19 protein-coding genes are annotated in these 21,914 nt (G+C 59.3%); 12 read left to right on the top strand and 7 right to left on the bottom strand.

Going from position 1 to position 21,914, the window contains the following annotated elements:
- Window positions 1–59: 59 nt before the first annotated feature.
- Window positions 60–1,040, top strand: coding sequence for an arsenic resistance protein (locus VSX58_RS02820; RefSeq protein WP_327616719.1), 981 nt, complete (start codon window positions 60–62; stop codon window positions 1,038–1,040).
- A 151-nt stretch (window positions 1,041–1,191) separates the two neighbouring features.
- Window positions 1,192–2,208 (top strand): adenosine deaminase, encoded by a 1,017-nt coding sequence (add, locus tag VSX58_RS02825; RefSeq protein WP_327613489.1) that lies wholly within the window; start codon window positions 1,192–1,194, stop codon window positions 2,206–2,208.
- A gap of 84 nt (window positions 2,209–2,292) precedes the next feature.
- Here add and VSX58_RS02830 read toward each other — a convergent pair whose 3' ends face one another.
- The 6 genes from VSX58_RS02830 to VSX58_RS02855 form a co-directional block, all read right to left on the bottom strand.
- A complete protein-coding gene (locus VSX58_RS02830) occupies window positions 2,293–3,303 on the bottom strand; it encodes a bile acid:sodium symporter family protein (protein ID WP_327616720.1) in 1,011 nt (336 codons plus the stop codon).
- Between the two features lie 167 nt (window positions 3,304–3,470).
- Window positions 3,471–4,517 carry an oxidoreductase gene (locus tag VSX58_RS02835; protein ID WP_327616722.1) on the bottom strand — a complete coding sequence of 349 codons (1,047 nt, stop codon included), beginning with the start codon at window positions 4,515–4,517 and terminating at the stop codon, window positions 3,471–3,473.
- A 107-nt stretch (window positions 4,518–4,624) separates the two neighbouring features.
- Window positions 4,625–5,581, bottom strand: a complete 957-nt coding sequence (gene araC, locus VSX58_RS02840) for an arabinose operon transcriptional regulator AraC (RefSeq protein WP_327616723.1) — start codon at window positions 5,579–5,581, stop codon at window positions 4,625–4,627.
- A 71-nt stretch (window positions 5,582–5,652) separates the two neighbouring features.
- Entirely contained in the window at window positions 5,653–6,654 is a 1,002-nt protein-coding gene (gene araH, locus VSX58_RS02845; protein ID WP_327616724.1) for an L-arabinose ABC transporter permease AraH, read from the bottom strand.
- 17 nt (window positions 6,655–6,671) lie between these two features.
- Window positions 6,672–8,195: an L-arabinose ABC transporter ATP-binding protein AraG gene (gene araG, locus VSX58_RS02850; RefSeq protein WP_327616725.1), complete on the bottom strand. Its 1,524-nt coding sequence runs from the start codon at window positions 8,193–8,195 to the stop codon at window positions 6,672–6,674.
- 173 nt (window positions 8,196–8,368) lie between these two features.
- The gene (locus VSX58_RS02855; protein WP_327616726.1) at window positions 8,369–9,352 is read right to left on the bottom strand and encodes an arabinose ABC transporter substrate-binding protein; all 984 of its coding nucleotides are present in this window, start codon (window positions 9,350–9,352) and stop codon (window positions 8,369–8,371) included.
- Window positions 9,353–9,726: 374 nt separating this feature from the next.
- Here VSX58_RS02855 and VSX58_RS02860 point away from each other — a divergent pair, with 374 nt between their 5' ends.
- The 10 genes from VSX58_RS02860 (at window position 9,727) to nth (ending at window position 20,376) form a co-directional block, all read left to right on the top strand.
- A complete protein-coding gene (locus VSX58_RS02860; RefSeq protein WP_327616727.1) occupies window positions 9,727–11,427 on the top strand; it encodes a ribulokinase in 1,701 nt (566 codons plus the stop codon).
- A gap of 150 nt (window positions 11,428–11,577) precedes the next feature.
- Window positions 11,578–13,083: an L-arabinose isomerase gene (araA, locus tag VSX58_RS02865; RefSeq protein ID WP_327616728.1), complete on the top strand. Its 1,506-nt coding sequence runs from the start codon at window positions 11,578–11,580 to the stop codon at window positions 13,081–13,083.
- A gap of 188 nt (window positions 13,084–13,271) precedes the next feature.
- Complete coding sequence (gene ydgT / locus VSX58_RS02870; RefSeq protein ID WP_327613498.1) at window positions 13,272–13,487, top strand: transcription modulator YdgT; 216 nt, start codon at window positions 13,272–13,274, stop codon at window positions 13,485–13,487.
- Between the two features lie 204 nt (window positions 13,488–13,691).
- Entirely contained in the window at window positions 13,692–14,273 is a 582-nt protein-coding gene (rsxA, locus tag VSX58_RS02875; protein WP_327613499.1) for an electron transport complex subunit RsxA, read from the top strand.
- Window positions 14,273–14,851 (top strand): electron transport complex subunit RsxB, encoded by a 579-nt coding sequence (gene rsxB, locus VSX58_RS02880; RefSeq protein WP_327616729.1) that lies wholly within the window; start codon window positions 14,273–14,275, stop codon window positions 14,849–14,851. Before rsxA ends, rsxB begins: the two co-directional genes overlap by 1 nt.
- Window positions 14,844–17,351 carry an electron transport complex subunit RsxC gene (gene rsxC / locus VSX58_RS02885; protein ID WP_327616730.1) on the top strand — a complete coding sequence of 836 codons (2,508 nt, stop codon included), beginning with the start codon at window positions 14,844–14,846 and terminating at the stop codon, window positions 17,349–17,351. Before rsxB ends, rsxC begins: the two co-directional genes overlap by 8 nt.
- Window positions 17,352–18,407 carry an electron transport complex subunit RsxD gene (gene rsxD / locus VSX58_RS02890; protein ID WP_327616731.1) on the top strand — a complete coding sequence of 352 codons (1,056 nt, stop codon included), beginning with the start codon at window positions 17,352–17,354 and terminating at the stop codon, window positions 18,405–18,407. It abuts the gene before it with no gap.
- A gap of 9 nt (window positions 18,408–18,416) precedes the next feature.
- Window positions 18,417–19,046: an electron transport complex subunit RsxG gene (rsxG, locus tag VSX58_RS02895; RefSeq protein WP_327616732.1), complete on the top strand. Its 630-nt coding sequence runs from the start codon at window positions 18,417–18,419 to the stop codon at window positions 19,044–19,046.
- Window positions 19,043–19,744, top strand: coding sequence for an electron transport complex subunit E (locus VSX58_RS02900; RefSeq protein ID WP_327616733.1), 702 nt, complete (start codon window positions 19,043–19,045; stop codon window positions 19,742–19,744). The genes rsxG and VSX58_RS02900 overlap by 4 nt, the downstream gene beginning before the upstream one ends.
- The gene (gene nth, locus VSX58_RS02905) at window positions 19,741–20,376 is read left to right on the top strand and encodes an endonuclease III (protein WP_327616734.1); all 636 of its coding nucleotides are present in this window, start codon (window positions 19,741–19,743) and stop codon (window positions 20,374–20,376) included. Before VSX58_RS02900 ends, nth begins: the two co-directional genes overlap by 4 nt.
- 89 nt (window positions 20,377–20,465) lie before the next feature.
- On the opposite strand, the gene cysB is transcribed toward nth, so the two are convergent.
- A complete protein-coding gene (cysB, locus tag VSX58_RS02910) occupies window positions 20,466–21,440 on the bottom strand; it encodes an HTH-type transcriptional regulator CysB (RefSeq protein ID WP_327613506.1) in 975 nt (324 codons plus the stop codon).
- Between the last annotated feature and the right edge of the window lie 474 nt (window positions 21,441–21,914).

Genomic DNA, 21,914 nt, shown 5'->3' on the forward strand with positions numbered 1-21,914 from the left:
CCGCGCCGTTACAGGTTATCTTCCCGTCCGAGTCTGTTTTTATCGTTAAGAGATCCAGCATGCAAAACGTAAAGATCCTCCTGGAACAGCGCCAAACCGCCACCTACTTCCTTACCGTCGTCGCGGCGGCGCTGATTGCGCTGGCGCTCCCCGCGACGGAAAAATGGGACCAGGCGATCAACCCCGCGCTGGCGTTAATGCTATTCGCGACCTTCTTACAGGTGCCGCTCGCGTCGCTGAAACGGAATTTGGCGCAGATACGCTTTCTTGCCGCGCTGCTTACGGTCAATTTTATCGTTATCCCTCTGTCGCTCGCTATTCTCGTGCCCTATTTGCCCGCCGACCCGATGATTCGGCTGGGTATTCTGCTGGTATTGCTCGCCCCCTGTATCGACTACGTGGTGACCTTCTCCCATCTTGGCCGCGCGGATGCGGCGCGATTGCTGGCCGCCACGCCGGTACTGCTGATCGTACAAATGCTGGCGCTACCGTTTTATCTTGGTCTGTTCCTGGGCCGAGAGGCGTCTGAGCTGATCCATATCGCGCCATTTTTCCACGCCTTTATCTGGCTTATCGCCGTTCCCCTGCTGCTTGCCTGGCTGGTGCAATGGGGGGCGCGCCGTTCTCCCCCGCTGGCTAGGTTAGCCGACGGGCTCGGCTTCCTTCCGGTTCCCGCCACCGCGCTGGTGTTATTCGTGGTGGTGGTTTCCGTCATTCCGCAGCTGAAAACCGCCTGGGCCACGGTGCTGGCGGCGATTCCGTTCTATATATTATTCGCGGTCATCGCTCCGGTTGCCGGGTGGCTGGTCGGCAGGCTGTTTCAGCTGGAGTCCGCCGGCGGGCGAGCCGTGGCCTTCAGCGCCGGAACGCGCAATTCGCTCGTCGTGCTGCCGTTAGCCCTCGCCATTCCCGGCGCCATCCCGACGCTGCCGGCGATTATCGTGACCCAAACGCTGGTGGAACTGTTAAGCGAGCTGATTTATATCCGCATTATCCCTAAACTCAGCGCGCGGACGCCCCGGACGTCGCCCAGGGCATAAGACCGGCGCACGCCCTTTAGCACGGCAGATTGCCTGACTTTTTTTCGTAACGATTAGCAATTTGCCGCCATTTGTTTTTATACTTCACCGCTCTCGGACGGATCGCTCCCCGGCCGTCCAATACCACTATATTTATTGTAAAGAGTACACCATGATTGATACGCGACTCCCTCTGACGGATATTCACCGCCACCTTGATGGCAATATTCGCGCGCAGAGCATTTTGGAACTGGGCCGCCAGTTCAATATTTCACTCCCTGCCGATGACCTGGAGTCACTGCGTCCTCATGTGCAAGTCACCAAGAATGAGCCTGATTTACTGAGTTTTTTGCAGAAGCTCGACTGGGGCGTCGCCGTTCTGGGATCGCTGGATGCCTGCCGCCGCGTCGCTTATGAAAATGTGGAAGACGCCGTTAACGCCGGGCTGGATTACGCGGAGCTGCGTTTTTCTCCCTACTACATGGCGATGAAGCATCGCCTTCCGATTGCCGGCGTGGTTGAGGCGGTCATCGACGGCATCGCCGCGGGCTGTCGCGATCGTGACATCGTGATACGTCCGATCGGCATTCTGAGCCGCACGTTCGGCACCGCCGCCTGTCAACAGGAACTGGACGGTCTGCTGGCCCACAAAGACCACATTGCGGCGCTGGATCTGGCGGGCGATGAGCTGGGATATCCCGGCGACCTGTTCGCCTCGCACTTCAAACAGGCGCGCGACGCCGGCTGGCATATTACCGTCCACGCGGGTGAAGCGGCGGGGCCGGAAAGCATCTGGCAAGCTATTCGTCAGCTTAAAGCCGAACGCATCGGCCACGGCGTCGCCGCCATTATCGATAGCGATTTGATGAACTACATGGCTGAAAACGCTATCGGCATCGAATCCTGTCTGACCTCCAACCTGCAAACCAGCACCGTCGCCGCGCTGGATCAGCATCCGCTGGCGCATTTCCTGCGTTACGGTATTCCCGCCACGATTAATACCGACGATCCGGCCGTTCAGGGCATTGAGATCCGCCATGAATATGAAGTGGCGGCGCCGCTTGCCGGGCTAACCGCCAAAGAGACCCGTCAGGCGCAGGAAAATGGATTGCGTATCGCGTTTATCAGCGAGCGGGAAAAGCAACAGCTGCGCGAGAAAGTGCTGCGTAAACGCGGCCTGGCGTCATAATCTGTTTTCCCTGCGCTTACCCCAAGGCGGCCCGACCGTCCGCCTTGGGGTTGCCGTTTCGCCGTCTCTTCCGCGTCCAGCTTATTAATCGACGGTCGGCGCGGGGGCGCAACCCGCCTCAGCGCGTTTTAGCCGGCGCGCATAACGCTGGGCCAGCGCCGCGCACACCATCAGCTGAATCTGATGGAAGATCATCAGCGGCAGAACCATTATCCCCACCGCCGAGGCCGGAAACAGGACGCTGGCCATCGGAATGCCGTTGGCCAGGCTCTTCTTCGAACCGCAGAATACGATGGTTATCTCATCGGCGCGATTAAAACCCAGCCTGCGCGCCAGCAGCGTATTGGCGATCAGCACAATGGTCAGCAGCACGATGGAACAGACGATCACCGCCAGTAAGGACCAGCCGTTAATCTGGCTCCAGATCCCCTGAACCACGGCTTCGCTAAAGGCGACGTACACCACCAGCAAAATGGATGAGCGGTCGGTAATATTAATTAACTTGCGGTGGCGATCGACCCATCCGGCAATCAGCGGTCGGGATAGGTGGCCGATAACAAAGGGAACCATCAGCTGCATGATAATCGCGCCGATGGCGTGCAACGTGTCCGTCTGCCCCTCGCCCTGGGTATGCATCAACAGTCCGACCAGTATCGGCGATAGAAATACCCCCAGGATACTGGAGGCCGAGGCGCTACAGATGGCCGCCGCGACGTTGCCCCCGGCCATTGAGGTGAAGGCGATGGCGGACTGTACGGTGGCCGGCAAAGCGCACAGATAGAGAAAGCCGAGGTACAGCGCCGGCGTCAACACCACCGGCACCAGCAGGCTCATGCCCACGCCCAGCAGCGGAAACAGGACGAACGTGCTGGCGAAGACCACCAGATGCAGCCGCCAGTGCCCCATCCCGGCGGCGATGGCTTGCCGGGACAGTTTGGCTCCATGCATAAAAAACAGCAGCGCAATCGCCGCCGTCGTCAGATACTCAAAAAAGATTTTCGCCGCGCCCTGGCAAGGGAAAAACGACGCCGCCGCCACCACCAAAAACAGTATCAGCAAAAAACTATCAATTCTTAACCGCTGCAACCACCCCATTCTCACATCCTTATCTCGGCCGATAACCGCCACCATTCAAGCTCTCCGACGCCTTGCGCCGCCGCTTGATTTATGGGTTCTCATTAGCCTTTGGTTTAAACGACGCAGGCGATCCTAAGATCGCCTGCCGCAACCAAACGGCAACGTCCGCCATAAAATTGACGACGTTAGCTATTTTTTAGCGTCATCACCCTTTTCTGCTGATGCGACGCCAATCCAAGCTCAATCAACTCCATCACCTGAATCGCCTGATGCACCGTCACCGGGTTTTCGCCTTTGCCGGTTAGCGCATCGCGAATGGCGCTGTAGTAGGCGGGATAGTCGCCGGGAAGCGTCGAAACGCGCTGCTCGACCGCCACGCCGTCGCGGTACAGGGTCAGCACGCCGTCCTGTTTATCCTGCCCCCAGTTCTCCTGCGGCGGACGCCGATTATCCTTCAACTGCTGCTCCTGCGTATCAAGGCCGTATTTCACAAAACTGCCGCGCGAACCATGCACGATATAGCGGGCGGAAGGGGCGGCCACCAGCATGCTGCCATGCAGCACCACCCGGCGCTGAGGGTAGATCAGCACGGCGTGGAAATAGTCCGTCGCTTTGCTGCCGGGCCTTAACTGCGCCAAATCGACCTGAATGGCGACCGGTAAGCCAAAAAGCTGCAGGGTCTGATCCAGCAGATGCGGCCCCAGATCGTACCAGATCCCGCTCCCCTCGCTGCCGTCTTCGCGCCAGCGCTGGCGAACTTCCGGACGATAGCGATCGAAATGGGACTCCATATAAACCACATCGCCCAACACGCCGGTATGAAATACCTGCTTCAGCGTCAGAAAATCGCTGTCCCAGCGCCGGTTATGAAATACGGAAAGCAGTTTTCCCGTGTGCTCGGCCAGCAGATTCAGCTCATGCGCCTGTGACAACGTCACGGTAAAAGGCTTATCCACCACCACGTGTTTGCCCGCGGTCAGCGCCTGTTTGGCCAATGAGAAATGCGTGTCATTCGGCGTGGGGATAACGATAAGGTCGATATCCCGCTCGTTAAATAACGTTTGCGGCTCGCTCACCACTCTCACATTCGCCCAGTCGGCATGAACTTTATCGGCATTACTGCTGGAAACAGCGACCAGCTCCATCCCCGGCGTCCCGGCAATCAGCGGCGCATGAAACGTTTTACTGGCATAACCGTATCCCAATAATCCAACACGAATTACGTCACTCATGAAGATTCCCCTTCGCCTTCGCTTTTTAATATCACCACAAGTATACCCTTCATACCGCAGCTCGAATTATTTAGGTATATATACCTCATAAATTTAGAGGAATCTCATTATCTTGATGATATCTCCGCCGCGCGCCGAATGCCAACGCCGCAGGACGCCGCGTTCCACGGCGGGTTTTCCTTTTCGGCCGCCGGATAGTTGATTTCACTGCGGCTGCGGCGAAAATCGCTCGGACTGACCCCCACCCGTTTGCGAAATACGCGCGAGAAGTAGAGCTGATCGTCATAACCGACCACCCTGCCGATATTGGCGATGGACTCTTGCGTGGTTTGCAGCAGCAGTTTGGCGCGGATCACCCGCTGATCCTCGCGCCAGCGTAAAATATTAATGCCGACCTGCGCGCGGAACAGATGCGCCAGCCGCGACGGCGACAGGCACACATGCCGGGCGACTTCGTCAATGCGCAGCTCGCCGGCCAGATTGGCGGTAATAAACTGGCAGGCCTCAATAACCCTAGGATCCATGATTTTATGCGGACTCTGCGGATCTTCCTCCATCGCCCGCAGCAGCAGGCGCTCCAGCAGATTCATTCCCAGCTCCTCCGAAAAACGCCGTCCCGAGCGCTGCGTCTGTTCGATATTGGTGAATAGCCGATCGAACTCCATCAGCAGTTGGTTATTCGGCAGGCTCAAACGCCCGACGCCGCAGCTTTTGCTGTGCCATTCCAGCCAGTCGGCCCAGTACGCCCGTGGGCGAAAATAGACCCAGCGGTGATACCAGCAGTCGCTGTCGGGCGCACGGCCGTAAAAGTGCTTGGTTTTAGGCGGAAACAGCAGTAAGTCGCCCGGACGGCAGTAGAAAACGTCGTCGCCATCAAAAACCTGTCCCTGCCCTTTGATGGTGAGATTAATGATGTAGCCTTTCATGCCATCAGGACGATCGATAAAGAAATCGAGCGGTCCATGCGCCAGGATCGGCGTCAGCCCGGCGACCAGATAGGCGTTAAACGAGTAGCCCGGCAGCAGCGGATTAGGCTGGATTTCATGCGTCATACGGTGATACATCTAACCTCCGCGGCAGCAAGCGTCATAACGAGGCCCGCGTTTTATCAGGCCTCCCGTCCCATAAACGCGGTTCATAGCGTTTTCTTCGCCAGCTGTTTGTAGCGGTCGAAGATCACCGCCGCCAGCAGGATCAAACCGCGCACCACGTATTGGGCAAACGGCGAAATATTCAGCAGATTCATCGCGTTCTCCACGGTGCCCAAAATCAGCACCCCGGCGACGACATAGGAGATTTTGCCGATACCGCCTTTCAACGAAACCCCGCCCAATACGCAGGCGGAAATCACGATAAGCTCGTAGCCGATCGACGTCATCGGCTGGCCGCTGGTCATACGCGACGCCAGAATAATGCCCGCCGCCGCGGAGACCAGGCCGGAAAGCGTGAAAATGATGATTTTCGTGCGCACCACCGGCACCCCGGCCAAACGCGCGGCCTCTTCGTTGCCGCCTATCGCCAGCGTATTGCGGCCAAATGTGGTTTTATTCAGCAGCAGCCCGAACAGAAGCATACAGGCCACGGTGATCCAGATCGGCGCCGGCAGCCCCAGCCAGTTGGCGTAGCCCAGCGTAAAGAAACGCTCGTCTTCGATACCGACCGCTTTGCCATCGGAGATGATGTAGGCCAGACCGCGCGCGATCTGCATGGTCGCCAGCGTGGTGATCAGCGCGTTAATCTTCAGCCGCGCAATGACAAAACCGTTAATTAACCCGAAGGCGGCGCCCAGCAGCAGCCCGGCGCCAACGCCGATCCACAGGCTTTGGCTGAGATTGATCGCCACCGCCGTGGTGACGCCGGCGCAGGCGATAATCGACGCGACGGAGAGATCGAAATCCCCGGAAGCCAGGCAGAACAGCATCCCGCAGGCCACCATGCCGGACATGGATATCGCCAGTCCCAACCCTTTCATATTGATAAAGCTGGAAAAGTTCGGCACGAAAATCACGCAGGCGAAAAACAGCACGGCAAACACCACCAGCATGCCGTAGTTATCCCAAATACGGGCGACGCCCGTCCCGCCTTTTCTCTTTTCAGACCCCGCGGCAAGCGTCGAGTCGGTTTTACTTATGGGCATGGTTTACTCCTTTGCGGTCAGGCAACCGCGGCGTCAATATCAGGGGTTCGTAACATTGCCAGACTCAGCGCTTTCTGCTCCGTGGCTTCATCGTGCAGCAGCTCGCCGGATACCGCGCCCTCGCGCATCACGATGATGCGATCGGCCAGCCCAAGCACTTCCGGTAGGTCGCTGGAGGCAAACAGCACGGCAATACCTTGCTGCGCCAGCGTATAAATAACGTGATAGATTTCATGCTTGGCGCCGACGTCGATCCCGCGCGTCGGCTCATCCAGCAGGATGACTTTCATCTCCTCGGATAACCAGCGGCCCAGAATCACCTTCTGCTGATTGCCGCCGGAAAGATTCATCATCAGCTGCTGCGCGCTGGGCGTTTTAATATTCAGCGCCTGGATCCGCCGGCGCGCATTCTCCTCCTCCCACTGGTTATTAATAACGAAACCGGCTCTCAGGCTGTTGCGCCGCGCGCTGATATTAATGTTGTCGCGTACCGAATGGACGGCGATGATCCCCTCCGCCTTGCGATCTTCGGGACAGAGCATGATGCCCTGGCGGATGGCGTCGATCGGCGACGCGATCGCCAGCGGCCTGCCGTCCAACAGCACCTGCCCGCCGGTGATACGGGTCGCGCCGAACAGGGCCTTCAGCAGTTCGCTGCGCCCGGCGCCCACCAGCCCGAACAGCCCGACGATCTCTCCCCGGCGCACATGCAGGGAAACCCTGGATTTCACCCCCGGCGCCTTCACCTCTTTCAGGGTCAGCCGCTCTGCGCCGCAGTCGCGGGGCGAGTAGCCGTAGATATCCCCCAGGTCTCTGCCCACCATCGCCTGCACCAGCGATTCGTGGTTCACCTGGCGCATATCGTCAAAGGTGCGCACATAGCGGCCGTCCTTAAACACGGTAATGGCGTCGCTCAGGGCGAAAATTTCCTCCATACGGTGCGAAACGTATAGGATGACGCGCCCTTCGCGGCGCAATTCGCGAATCACCCGGAATAGCTGTTCAATCTCCCGGGCGGACAGCGAACTGGTGGGCTCATCGAAGGCGATGATTTTGGCGTTGCGCGCCAGCGCCTTGGCGATTTCCACCATTTGCCACTGGCCGATGGAGAGATATTTAAGCGGCGTATCGGGGTCGATATCCAATCCCAGATGGTCGAGCTGCAGCCGGCTCTCATAGCGCATCAGGGCATAATCGACCACGCCGTATTTGTGCGGAAACTGGCCGAGGTAGATGTTTTCCGCCACCGTCATTTCCGGCACCAGATGCAGCTCCTGATAGATGATGGCGATGCCGTTATTCAGGGCATCCATGGTGTTGGTGAACTGCACGGGCTTGCCCTTGATACGGATTTCCCCGCTGGAGGGCGCATAGTTACCGCTTAAAATTTTCAATAAGGTGGACTTGCCCGCGCCGTTTTCCCCCATCAGGGCGTGGATCTGCCCGGCATAACAGGAAAAGCTGATGTCCGTCAGCGCCTTCACGCCGGGAAAGACTTTGCCGATGCCATGAAATGATAAGTAGGGTGACTGTGCCGTCATGTCCATCTCCTCATGGTTAAAACGGCGGCCGCGCAAACGGCGCCGATATCACATCCTAATGCCGATCGTTTAAGCAGCGAGAGACAGGGGCGACCGTCGGGGTGAGCCCTCCCCTGCGGGAGCCTCCCCCGGCGTTTCCCCTAAAACCGGCTTACGCGACCGGCATTCCGCTATTACATCAGGCCCTTTTTCTCCAGTTCGGTTTTGAAATTGTCGCGGGTAATCAGCACCACGTCGGTGACCTCGGTGAATTTTGCCGGCTCTACGCCCTTGGCGATCCAGTCGTTCAGCATCTGGATGCTTTTATAGCCGTGGATATCCGGGCTTGGCAGCAGCGAGCCGTAGAAGCCCGTGGCCTGCCCTTTCGACAGTTCGCTCACCGCATCCACGCCGTTGATGCCGATGCCGATCACGTTGGCCGCTTTAAAACCCTGGCCTTCCGTGGCGCGAACGCCGCCCAGCACGGTGTTATCGTTCATGCCGACGATCAGCCAGTTTTTGACCTGCGGATGCTGCACCAGCAGAGAGTTGGCGGCGTCGAACGCCCCGGGGATATCGTTGGATTTGGTCGGCACCTGATAGATCTGTTTTTCCGGGAAGCCGGCCGCTTTCAGGGCGTCCATCGAACCGGTGGTACGGCGGCGCGCGGTATCCAGCTCATTGGCGGTAATCGCCATCACCGCGGTTTCCTCAACCTTCCAGCCGCGCTTGTTCATCTCTCGCCATAGCTCCTGCCCCTGCCGTTCGCCGATTTTCGTCGCCGCCATCATCACCAGCGGCACCGAGTCCATCGGCTCGCCTCTGGCGTTGACGAACTGATCGTCCACCGCGATAACCTTCAGATCGTAGCTGCGCGCTTTAGCCACTATCGCCGGCCCGAGTTTAGGGTCGGGCGTACAAATAACAAACCCTTTGGCGCCGCTGGCGGCCAGGCTATCAATGGCGTTAAGCGTTTTCTCGCCGTCCGGAACGGCGATTTTGATAACGTCGAAACCGAGATCTTTTCCCGCCTTATCGGCAAACTTCCATTCGGTTTGGAACCAGGGCTCTTCCGGCTGCTTAACCAGAAACCCCAGTTTCAGCGTTGCGGCGATAGCCGATTGTGACATAACGACGGCCAGCCCAATCGTTACCAGCGCCTTAGTGAATTTATGCATGATGTTCTCCGGTATATTTATCGTTTTGCACGCCGTGGGCGCGAAAACGTGTAATCGTTTCCAGAAAGGCATTTCCGGTCCGGATAAAAGGAAAAACAGCGCGTCGATGCAATTTCCTTCTTCCGCGGCATTCAGACGTCCTACCTTTTATCCGTTATTTTTCGCCAGGAGATAGAGCGTTATCACATCCCGAAATAATGACAGGTTTGTACATATATTTAGCGAATTTAACCAGTCGTTAACTTTTGAAGTCCATCACAAAACCGCCGCTGGCGGCAGAAAAATGCATACTTCCAGCCAACGCCTCCTCACGCCCGAAACCGCCACGCTCTTATCGTTGCCACACGACGGACGGAGCTAAACGGGAGCAGACAATGAGTGCGATTACCCTCGGCCTCGACTTCGGCAGCGATTCGGTACGCGCCTTGGCCGTGGAGTGCCGAACCGGGCGGGAGCTGGCGACGAACGTGGTGTATTACCCCCGCTGGCGCGCGGGAAAATATTGCCTGCCGGCCGGCAATCAGTTCCGCCACCACCCTCTGGATTATATTGAAGCGCTGGAACAGGCCGTTCGCGCCGCCGCAGACCAGTTGAGCGCGCAACAGCGTCGGCGGATCGTCGGCATCGGCGTGGATTCGACCGGCTCCACGCCCGCGCCCATCGACGCGCAGGGCAATATTCTGGCGCTGCGCCCCGAGTTCGCCGACAATCCCAACGCCATGTTCGTGCTGTGGAAAGATCACACGGCGCTGGAAGAGGCCGAGGAGATCAATGCCCTGTGCCGCAGCGGCCGCTTCGCCGATTACACCCGCTATACCGGCGGCGTGTACTCCGCCGAATGGTTCTGGGCGAAAATACTTCACGTCACGCGGGCCGACGCCGAGGTGCGGCGGGCCGCCGTCTCCTGGGTCGAACTCTGCGATTGGGTGCCCGCCCTGCTCTGCGGCGCCACCGCTCCCGCGGAGATCAAACGCGGCCGTTGCAGCGCCGGGCATAAGTCGCTCTGGCACCCCGACTGGGGCGGACTGCCGCCCAAAGCGTTCCTGCAGGCGCTCGATCCGCGCCTAAGCGAGAATCTGCAATATCCGCTGTTTACCGACACCTGGACCGCCGAGCGGCCGGTCGGCGTCATCGCCGCGCAATGGGCGCAGCGGCTCGGCCTGCCGGAAAGCACGGTTATCGCCGGCGGCGCCTTCGACTGCCATGTCGGCGCCGTCGGCGCCGGCGCGCAGCCGTATACGCTGGTTAAAGCGATCGGCACGTCCACCTGCGACATTCTGATAGCGGAGGAGGAACGCATCGCCGGCCGCGCCATACAGGGTATCTGCGGGCAGGTCGACGGCAGCGTGGTGCCCGGCCGCGTCGGCCTGGAAGCGGGCCAATCCGCGTTCGGCGATATGTACGCCTGGTTCGGCCGCCTGCTGAGCTGGCCGTTGCAACAGGCCGCCGACGCATATCCGCAGCTCAAGACACCGCTACAGGCCACGCAGGCGCAGCTGCTGGAACGGTTGACGCTGGCCTGGGCGGAGAACCCGACGCTGGAGAATCTGCCCGCGGTACTCGACTGGTTTAACGGGCGCCGCACCCCCTTCGCCAACCAGCGGTTAAAAGGCGTCATTGCCGACCTCAATCTGGGCACGGACGCGCCGACGCTGTTCGGCGGTTTTATCGCCGCCACCGCTTTCGGCGCCCGCGCCATCATGGAGTGTTTTGAAAGTCAGGACGTGCCGGTCGACAACATCATCGCGCTCGGCGGCATCGCCCGGAAATCCCCGGCCATCATGCAGGTCTGTAGCGATGTGATGAATCGCCCGTTGCAAATCGTCGCCTCCGATCAGTGCTGCGCGCTGGGGGCGGCCATCTTCGCCGCCGTCGCGGCGGGCATTCACCCCGACATTCCAGACGCGCAACGCCACATGTCCAGCGCGATTGAACGCACGCTGACGCCGGACGGACCGCGCGCCGCGCGCTACCAGCGGCTTTATGAACGCTATCGGCAGTGGTGCCGCATCGCCGAGCCGGCTTATCGCCCAGAAGCGGAAAACGCCGGCCGAAGCCAAATGCCGATCGTTTAAGTATCGAGATACACGGGGCGACCACAGGGGTGATGCGTCCCCGCGGGAACCTCCCCTGTGTTTCCCCTAAAAATGGGCTTCAGTGAACAGCATTAGGCCTAAGCCTCGGTTAACTACGTCTCTTCCCGTTGGGGACAAACAGGAGTCATCATGGATCATTTCAAGCAGCTTGAAGTCTGGTTTGTTATCGGCAGCCAGCATCTTTATGGACCGGAAACCCTGCGCCGGGTAAAGGAGCACGCGGAGAGCGTGGTCGCCGCCCTGAACCGGGAGGCCGGGCTGCCGGTAAAGCTGGCGCTTAAACCGCTGGTGAAAACGCCGGATGAAATTCTCTCGCTGTGCCGGGACGCCAACTATCAGGATAACTGCATCGGCCTGCTGATCTGGCTGCATACCTTCTCGCCGGCCAAAATGTGGATCGGCGGGCTCGCCATTCTGCATAAACCGCTGCTGCAATTTCATACCCAGTTCAATGCGGAAATTCCGTGGGACACCATGGATATGGACTTTATGAACCTGAACCAGACGGCGCACGGCGGACGGGAGTTCGGGTTTATCGGCGCCCGAATGCATCAGTCGCACCAGGTGGTCGCCGGCCATTGGCGGGATAAACGCGCCCATGAGCGCATCGCCAAATGGATGCGGGTGGCGGCGGCGATTCAGGAAAGCAGGCGGCTGAAAGTGGCGCGCTTTGGCGACAATATGCGCGAGGTGGCGGTCACCGAGGGCGATAAGGTCGGCGCGCAGATTCAGTTCGGTTACTCCGTCAGCGCCTGGGGATTAGGCGATCTAGCCGAGGCGGTGGATGCCGTCGCCAAGGGCGATATCGCTGCGCGGATTGACGAGTATGAAGCCAGCTATCAGTTAACCGACGCGGTCAAACTTCATGGTCCGAAGCGTCAAAATCTGCTGGATGCGGCGCAAATCGAGCTGGGGTTGCAACGTTTCCTGGAACAGGGCGGCTATCAAGCTTTTACCACCGATTTCGAAAATCTGTACGGACTGAAGCAGCTGCCGGGGCTGGCCGTGCAGCGGTTAATGCAGCAAGGCTACGGTTTCGGCGGCGAAGGCGACTGGAAAACGGCGGCGCTGCTGCGCATTATGAAAGTGATGGCCAGCGGGCTGCCGGGCGGCACCTCGTTTATGGAGGATTACACCTACCACTTCCAGACGCATAACGATCTGATCGTCGGCGCCCATATGCTGGAGGTCTGCCCCAGCATCGCCAAAGAGCGGAAGCCCGTTCTCGACGTCCAGCATCTGGGGATCGGCGGCAAGGACGACCCGGCACGGCTGATCTTCTCTACGCCCGCCGGCCCCGCCCTCAACGCCAGCGTTATCGACATCGGAGACCGCTTCAGAATGCTGGTTAACGTGGTGGAGGCCGTTGAACAGCCGCGCCCCTTGCCCAAACTGCCGGTGGCGCGCGCCGTCTGGCGGGCGCAGCCCTCGCTGGAGACCGCCGCCGAAGCCTGGATTCTGGCGGGCGGCGCCCATCACACGGTATTCAGCCAGGCGCTGGATGCGGACTATCTGCGTCTGTATGCCGAGATGCAGCATATTGAACTGCTGGTGATAGACAATGAGACCCGCCTCCCGGCGTTCAGGGACGCGCTGCGCTGGAACGAGGCCTATTATAAACTCTGCGGCCGCTGACGGGAAAACGCCGGGCCGCACGGACGCGGCAACGGCTGAAAAACCAATACCGCCCGAGTTTTCAGCCGGTTAGCCGCGGCTATTGGCCCGCTTAAAATTTATATTACTTTCCATATTATCCTATAGACAGCGATTATCTCTTGCATATACTTAATCACCCCAACAACATAACTATTAGCTCATTAATTATGACAGCGCATGATTACTTGCTTAAATTTCGGAAGGTCAGCACTTCGGAAAGTCTGGAAAAACTCTTCGACCATCTCAACTACTCCCTGACCGACAGTCAGGAAATCATCAATATGTACCGCGCCGCGGACCACCGCCGGGCGGAGCTGGCCTCTGGCGGCAAGCTATTCGACTTAGGCCGCGTCCCCAAGTCGGCGTGGCGCTATGTGATATAAAGCGCAACGGCGATAATGCGGCAAAACAAAGAATAATTATGCATATTCGCCGGCTTCAGCCGATGGTTTCATCACCTTTCCGTTCCTTTATATGAGGTTAAGTCCCCTATTCCTTCAGGTTTTGCCTATATCCCTACTTTAGGTATGTTGTCGAAAGCCTGACAATGCCTGATAATATGCGGGTTTTATTTTTTAGGCAGAGTAATGACCGAATACGCACTGTTATTTGTTAGCGCCCTTCTGGTAAACAACTTCGTTCTGGTGAAATTCCTGGGACTGTGTCCGTTTATGGGCGTCTCCAAACGGCTGGAGACGGCTATCGGCATGGGGCTGGCCACCACGTTCGTGATGACGCTGGGCTCCATGTTCTCCTGGATCGTCAACGCGCTGATTCTGGAACCGCTCAATATTCTGTACCTACGGACCATGACGTTTATTCTGGTCCTGGCCGTGGTCGTCCAGTTTTCCGAACTGGTGGTGCGTAAAACCAGTCCGGAGCTTTACCGCCTGCTGGGGATTTTTCTGCCGCTAATCACCACCAACTGCGCCGTATTGGGGGTTGTGCTGCTGAATGTCAACATGTCCCACGGTTTTCTTCAATCGACCCTATACGGTTTCGGCGCCGCCGCCGGTTTTTCTTTAGTGATGGTGCTATTTGCCGCCATCCGCGAGCGCCTCGCGGTGTCCGACGTTCCCGCGCCTTTTCGCGGTTCGTCGATCGCGCTGATTACCGCCGGGCTGATGTCGCTGGCTTTCATGGGCTTTACCGGTCTGGTGAAATTCTAATGACGGCTATTTGGATCGCCATTGCGGCTCTCAGTTTACTTTCCCTGTTTTTCGGCCTCATCCTCGGCTACGCGTCGCGCCGTTTTCAGGTAGAGGAAGATCCCGTCGTCGAACAGGTCGAGGCCATGCTGCCGCAGAGCCAGTGCGGCCAGTGCGGCTACCCCGGCTGCCGCCCCTATGCAGAAGCCGTCTCGCTGAACGGCGAAAAAATCAACAAATGCGTACCCGGCGGCGAGGCGATGATGCTGAAGCTGGCCGAGAAGCTGAACATCGATCCGCAGCCGCTCGACGGAGACGGCGCCGCGCGCCAACCTGAGCGCAAAGTCGCCTGGATTGACGAAGCCAACTGCATCGGTTGCACCAAGTGTATTCAGTCTTGCCCGGTAGACGCCATCATCGGCAGCACGAAAGCGATACATACCGTTGTCAGCGATCTCTGCACGGGCTGCGATCTGTGCGTCGCTCCCTGCCCCACGGATTGTATCGAACTGCGTCCCGTCGCCCCGACCCCCGAAAACTGGAAATGGGATCTCAACGCCATTCCGGTTCGCGTCATTCAAGTAGAACGCCATGCTTAAGCTGTTTGCCGCTTTCAAAAAAGATCGCATCTGGGATTTCGACGGCGGCATTCATCCGCCGGAAATGAAAACCCAATCCAGCCAGGCTCCGCTGCGCGCCGTCCCGCTGCCGGAACAGTTCATTATTCCGCTGAAACAACATCTCGGGCCGGAAGGCGAACTGTGCGTGCAAATCGGCGACAAGGTACTGCGCGGCCAGCCGTTGACCCGCGGGAAAGGCCGTACGCTGCCGGTCCATGCGCCGACATCCGGCACCGTGAGCGATATCCGCCGGCACATGACGGCGCATCCTTCGGCGCTGCCCGAATTAAGCGTGATTATCGTTCCAGACGGCGAGGACCGCTGGTGCGAGCGCAAAACGTTCAGCGACTATCGTCGCCAGCCGGCGGATACCCTGCTCGCGCACCTGCACCAGTCGGGCATCGCCGGACTGGGCGGCGCCGGATTCCCCACCGCCGCCAAACTGCAAGGCGGAATGCGCGGCATCGAAACGCTGATCGTCAACGCCGCCGAATGCGAGCCCTATATCACCGCGGACGACCGGCTGATGCGGGAACATGCGGATGAAATCGTCCAGGGCGTCGAGATTCTCGTCTATCTGCTGCGGCCGCAGCGTATTCTTATCGGCATTGAAGATAACAAGCCCGAGGCCATCGCCGCGCTGCGACAGGCGCTGCCCGCGCATGCGGCCATCGAGCTGCGCGTTATTCCAACCAAATATCCCTCCGGCGGCGCCAAGCAGCTCACCAAGATTCTGACCGGCAAGGAAGTTCCCTTCGGCAAACACTCCGCCGCCATCGGCATATTGATGCAGAATGTCGGCACCGCCTTCGCCATCAAACGCGCCGTTATCGACGGCGAACCGCTGACCGAACGCGTCGTTACGCTGACGGGCGAAGCCTTGCGGCAGCAGGGAAATGTCTGGGCCAGGCTGGGAACCCCGGTCCGCCATTTGTTGAAACATGCGGGATTCCATATCGGCCGCCAGCCGATGGTTATCATGGGCGGCCCGCTGATGGGCTTTACGCTGCCGTCGCTGGACGTGCCGATCGTCAAGATCAGCAACTGTATTCTTGCCCCCTCGCCTACGGAGATAGCGCCGGCCGCCGAAGAACAGGCCTGCATTCGCTGCAGCAAATGCGCCGACGCCTGTCCCGCAGGGCTGCTGCCTCAGCAACTTTACTGGTTCAGCCGCGGGCAGGAGCACGAAAAAGCGCGCGGCCACCATCTGTTTGACTGCATAGAATGCGGCGCCTGCGCCTATGTCTGCCCCAGCAATATTCCGCTGGTGCAATATTACCGGCAGGAGAAGGCGGAAATCCGAGCCATTGACGAAGAGGCCGAGCGCTCCGCACAGGCCAAAAGTCGTTTTGAGGCTAAAAAAGCGCGTCTCGAACGAGAGAAACTGGCGCGGGAGCTGCGCCATAAACAGGCGGCCGCCGGTATTGCGGACGGCGATAAGCAAGCGGTACAGGCCGCTCTGGCGCGGGTGCGTAACGCCCGGCCCGCTCCGGCCATTGAGGTTATACCGGGACAGCGGCCGGATAACAGCGCGGCTATCGCCGCCCGCGCCGCGCGTAAGGCGCAGGCGCGCGCCAATCAGCCGGCGTCCGCTGCCGGCCATACGACCGAACAGCACGCCGATGGACAGAGCGATACGCGTAAAGCCGCCGTCGCCGACGCCATCGCCCGGGTTAAGGCCCGCAAGGCCGCGCAGCAGGCCGCTTCCGCCGACGCCCCGGCGCCGCCGGTGCCTGAACAGCACGCCGATGGACAGAGCGATACGCGTAAAGCCGCCGTCGCCGACGCCATCGCCCGGGTTAAGGCTCGCAAGGCCGCGCAGCAGGCCGCTTCCGCCGACGCCCAGGCGCCGCCGGTGCCTGAACAGCACGCCGATAAACAGGCCGATGCGCGCAAAGCCGCCGTCGCCGACGCCATCGCCCGGGTTAAGGCCCGCAAGGCCGCGCAGCAGGCCGCTTCCGCCGACGCCCCGGCGCCGCCGGTGCCTGAACAGCACGCCGATGGACAGAGCGATACGCGTAAAGCCGCCGTCGCCGACGCCATCGCCCGGGTTAAGGCTCGCAAGGCCGCGCAGCAGGCCGCTTCCGCCGACGCCCCGGCGCCGCCGGTGCCTGAACAGCACGCCGATGGACAGAGCGATACGCGTAAAGCCGCCGTCGCCGACGCCATCGCCCGGGTTAAGGCTCGCAAGGCCGCGCAGCAGGCCGCTTCCGCCGACGCCCAGGCGCCGCCGGTGCCTGAACAGCACGCCGATAAACAGGCCGATGCGCGCAAAGCCGCCGTCGCCGACGCCATCGCCCGGGTTAAGGCCCGCAAGGCCGCGCAGCAGGCCGCTTCCGCCGACGCCCAGGCGCCGCCGGCGCCTGAACAGCACGCCGACAAACAGGCCGATGCGCGCAAAGCCGCCGTCGCCGACGCCATCGCCCGGGTTAAGGCCCGCAAGGCCGCGCAGGCGTTATCGAAGTCTCAAGAGGAATAAATGGCTTTTAAGATTGCAAGTTCACCGTTTACGCATAATCAGCTGCGCATGCGGCGCATGATGTCGCTGGTGATCGCGGCCTGCGTTCCCGGCATGCTGGCACAGTGCTATTTCTTTGGTTACGGCAGCCTGATTCAGGTTTGTCTGGCCGCGATTACCGCTATTGGCGCGGAATCAGTGACAATGTCACTTAGAAAATACCCGGTGCGGGCCAGCCTGGCCGATAATTCGGCGCTGCTCACCGGCATTCTGCTCGGCATCAGCCTGCCGCCGCTGGCGCCGTGGTGGATGGCGGTGATAGGCTGCGTATTCGCCATCGTCATCGCCAAACAGCTCTATGGCGGCCTGGGGCAAAATCCGTTTAACCCGGCGATGATCGGCTACGTGGTGTTGCTGATCTCGTTTCCGGTTCAGATGACCAGTTGGCTGCCGCCGGCGCCGCTGCAAAGCCTGCCCGTCGGTTTCTACGATACGCTGTCGATTATTTTCACCGGGCATACGCCGTCGGGGCATTCGGTACAGCAGCTGATGCAAACCATCGACGGCATCAGCCAGGCGACGCCGCTGGATAGCTTTAAAACGGCGCTGCGCTCCGGCCATCAGCCGGAGCAAATTCTGCAGCAGCCGCTATTTTCCGGCGTGCTGGCGGGCGTCGGCTGGCAGTGGGTGAATATCGGTTATCTGGCCGGCGGGGCGTTCCTGCTGTTGCGGGGGAGCATTCGCTGGCATATTCCCGTCGGCTTCCTGTTTACCCTGACGCTGTGCTCCGCACTGGCCTGGATGCTGTCGCCCGCCGACCATGCGCCGCCGCTGCTGCATCTGTTTTCCGGCGCCACCATGCTGGGCGCGTTCTTCATCGCCACCGACCCGGTCACCGCCTCGACCACCAATCGCGGCCGCTTGATTTTCGGCGCGCTGATCGGCCTGCTGGTGTGGTTAATCAGAACCTACGGCGGCTACCCCGACGGCGTGGCCTTTGCGGTATTACTGGCGAATATTACCGTGCCGCTGATCGATTATTACACCCAGCCTCGCGCTTACGGCCATCATCGCTAAGGAGCCGCCATGTTAACCACCATGCGCCGCCACGCGACCACGCTGGCGCTTTTCGCCGCCGGCACCACCGCCTTAACGGCGGTCGTCAACCGCTTGACCGAACCGACCATCGCGCATCAGACCGCGTTGGAGCAAAAAAAGCTGTTGGATCAGGTTATCCCGGCGGAGATATACGATAATGCGTTGCAGCAAGAGTGTTACACCGTCACCGACGCGGCATTGGGATCGGCTTCCGCGCACCGGGTATTCATCGCCCGCAAAGCCGGCGTCCCCGTTGCCGCGGCCGTGGAAAGCACCGCGCCGGACGGCTATTCAGGCGCGATCGACATACTGATTGGCGCGGATTTTAATGCTAATGTGCTGGGGGCGCGCGTCACCGAGCATCATGAAACACCGGGATTAGGCGATAAAATAGACGTGCGTATTTCGGACTGGATTACGCATTTTAGCGGGCAACGCGTGCAAAACGCCGCCGACGCCCGCTGGGCGGTAAAAAAAGAGGGCGGCGCGTTCGATCAGTTTACCGGCGCGACCATTACGCCCCGCGCGGTGATTAATAGCATCAAACGCAGCGCGCTGTATTTGGAAACCTTACCGGCCCAACTGCCTTCCCTGCCTGCCTGCGGAGAGAGCCAATGAGTGAAGCGAAACGCCTTTTAGCCCAGGGGCTATGGAAAAACAATTCGGCGCTGGTGCAGCTGCTTGGGCTGTGCCCGCTGCTGGCGGTCTCCTCCACCGCGACCAACGCGCTGGGGCTCGGGCTGGCGACGACGCTGGTATTAGTCCTCACCAATGCCTCGGTCTCGGCGCTGCGGCGCTGGGTTGCCGCGGAAATCCGCATCCCGATTTATATTATGCTGATCGCCTCCGTAGTCAGCGCGGTGCAGATGCTGATCAATGCTTACGCTTACGGACTATACCAATCGCTGGGCATTTTTATCCCGCTGATCACCACCAACTGCATCGTTATCGGCCGCGCGGAGGCCTATGCGTCGAAAAACCCGGTGGGACTTTCCGCGCTGGACGGCCTGGCGATGGGGCTAGGCGCCACCAGCGCGCTGTTTGTTCTGGGCGCGCTGCGCGAGATTGTCGGCAACGGCACCCTATTCGACGGCGCCGATTTGCTGCTGGGCGACTGGGCCAAAGCGCTGCGCATCGAGGTGGTGCACCTGGATTCTCCGTTTCTGCTCGCCATGCTGCCCCCCGGCGCCTTTATCGGGCTGGGGCTGATGCTGGCGCTGAAATATCTGATTGATGAAAAAATGAAGCGCCGTCAGGCCAGGATCGCCGCGGGCGTCAAGTCCTCGCCGGCGAACGTATCCGGAGAGAGAGTATGAATAAACAAAAACGGATTGAAATTTTAAGCCGGCTGCGGGCGAACGATCCCCATCCCACCACGGAACTGCGATACACCACGCCGTTCGAACTGCTGATCGCCGTGCTGCTTTCCGCGCAGGCGACCGATGTCAGCGTGAACAAAGCGACGGCCAGGCTCTACCCCGTCGCCAATACGCCGCAGGCGATGCTCGAGCTGGGCGTCGAAGGCGTCAAAAGCTATATCAAGACCATCGGCCTGTTTAATAGCAAAGCGGAAAACGTGATAAAAACCTGCCGCATACTGATGGAGAAACATCAAGGCCAGGTGCCGGAAGACCGCGCCGCCCTCGAGGCCCTGCCCGGCGTGGGCCGTAAAACGGCCAATGTGGTGCTCAATACCGCCTTCGGCTGGCCGACCATCGCCGTCGATACGCATATTTTTCGCGTCTGCAACCGCACCGGCTTCGCCCCGGGCAAAAACGTCGAGCAGGTTGAAGAGAAACTGCTGAAGGTGGTGCCGGCCGAGTTTAAGGTCGATTGCCACCACTGGCTGATCCTGCACGGCAGATATACCTGCATCGCCCGCAAGCCCCGCTGCGGCTCCTGCCTGATCGAAGATTTGTGCGAATACAAAGAGAAAATTTACGCCTAGCGAAGACAACGTAAATCCTCCCTTTGCCGTCATGCCCGCGGCCGCAGTCGGGCACCTCCGCAGCGGCGCGTGTCTGGAACAACAGAGCGTTATTTTACCGGTAGGGTGATATCTTTAAACATGGCTTCGATCTCTTCATTCGAACGCAGCGCCACCGCGGTATCCACTACGTCACGCGTCAGGTGCGGCGCAAAACGTTGAATGAAGTCATACATATAGCTTCTCAGGAAGGTACTGCGGCGAAAGCCGATTTTGGTGGTGCTGTAGCTAAATATCTGGTTTACGTTGATCTTCACCAAATCGGTTTCTATTTGCGGATCGATCGCCATGTTGGCGATCACCCCAATCCCCAGCCCCAGACGCACGTAGGTTTTGATCACATCCGCGTCGGTGGCGGTAAACACGATACGCGGCGTCAGGCCGGCGCGGTTGAAGGCGGTATCGAGTTCGGAGCGGCCGGTGAATCCGAAGGTATAGGTCACTATCGGATAAGACGCCAGCTCCTCGATGGAGATATCCGTTTTCGACGCCAGCGGATGATCGGGCTTCACTACCACCGCGCGGTTCCAATGGTAACAAGGCAACATGATTAAATCGTCGTAGAGGTGCAGCGCTTCGGTGGCGATGGCGAAATCGGCGGAGCCTTTGGCCACCGCTTCCGCAATCTGCGTCGGCGACCCCTGATGCATATGCAGCGATACCCGGGGATAGCGTTCAATAAACCCTTTGATCACCTGAGGCAGCGCGTAACGCGCCTGGGTATGCGTGGTGGCGACATACAGCGACCCCTTGTCAGGATAGGTGTGTTCGCCGGCGACGGCCTTAATGGCGTCGACTTTGGAAAGAACCTCGCGCGCAATCCGAATGACTTCTTGCCCGGCCGGCGTCACCTGCGTCAGATGCTTCCCGCTGCGGGCGAAAATCTGAATGCCCAGCTCATCTTCCAACATTCTTACCTGTTTGCTGATCCCGGGCTGAGAGGTATACAACCCTTCCGCGGTAGAGGACACATTCAGGTTGTGATTAACAACTTCAACAATATAACGAAGCTGTTGCAGTTTCATAATTTATCCCATTTTCTATTGAATTATGCGCACGCCATCCAAGATTCTGACGATGTTCCATTTGCTCAAATCGTTTTTCGCACCTTAGTCGTCCGGTGCATATTTTCATCAATTAATGTCATTTAATCATAAAAATAGTTTTTATATAACCACTATTGAATCTCTTATAAAAAGAAACCCCGGCCCGCGGTGGAAAAATGCGCTCTCACGTCCAATCCAGGAAAACGGTAGTATAGCGCGCGAGGGAGTGATGAAAAAAGAAGGCGTTATGCCTAATGCCGATCGTTTAAGCATCGAGATACACGGGGCGACCACCGGGGTGAGGCGTCCCTACGGGAATCTCCCCCCGGTGTTTCCCCTAAAAACCGGCCTAAGTGACCAGCATTTGGCGTTATGCCTATATTGATGGTTTAAGAATCGAGAGATGCGGAGCGACCACGGGACGAGGCGTCGTCAGCGGAAAACCTCCCCCCG

The sequence above is a fragment of the Brenneria populi genome (genome assembly GCF_036016195.1).
Classification (GTDB): Bacteria; Pseudomonadota; Gammaproteobacteria; order Enterobacterales; family Enterobacteriaceae; genus Brenneria; species Brenneria populi.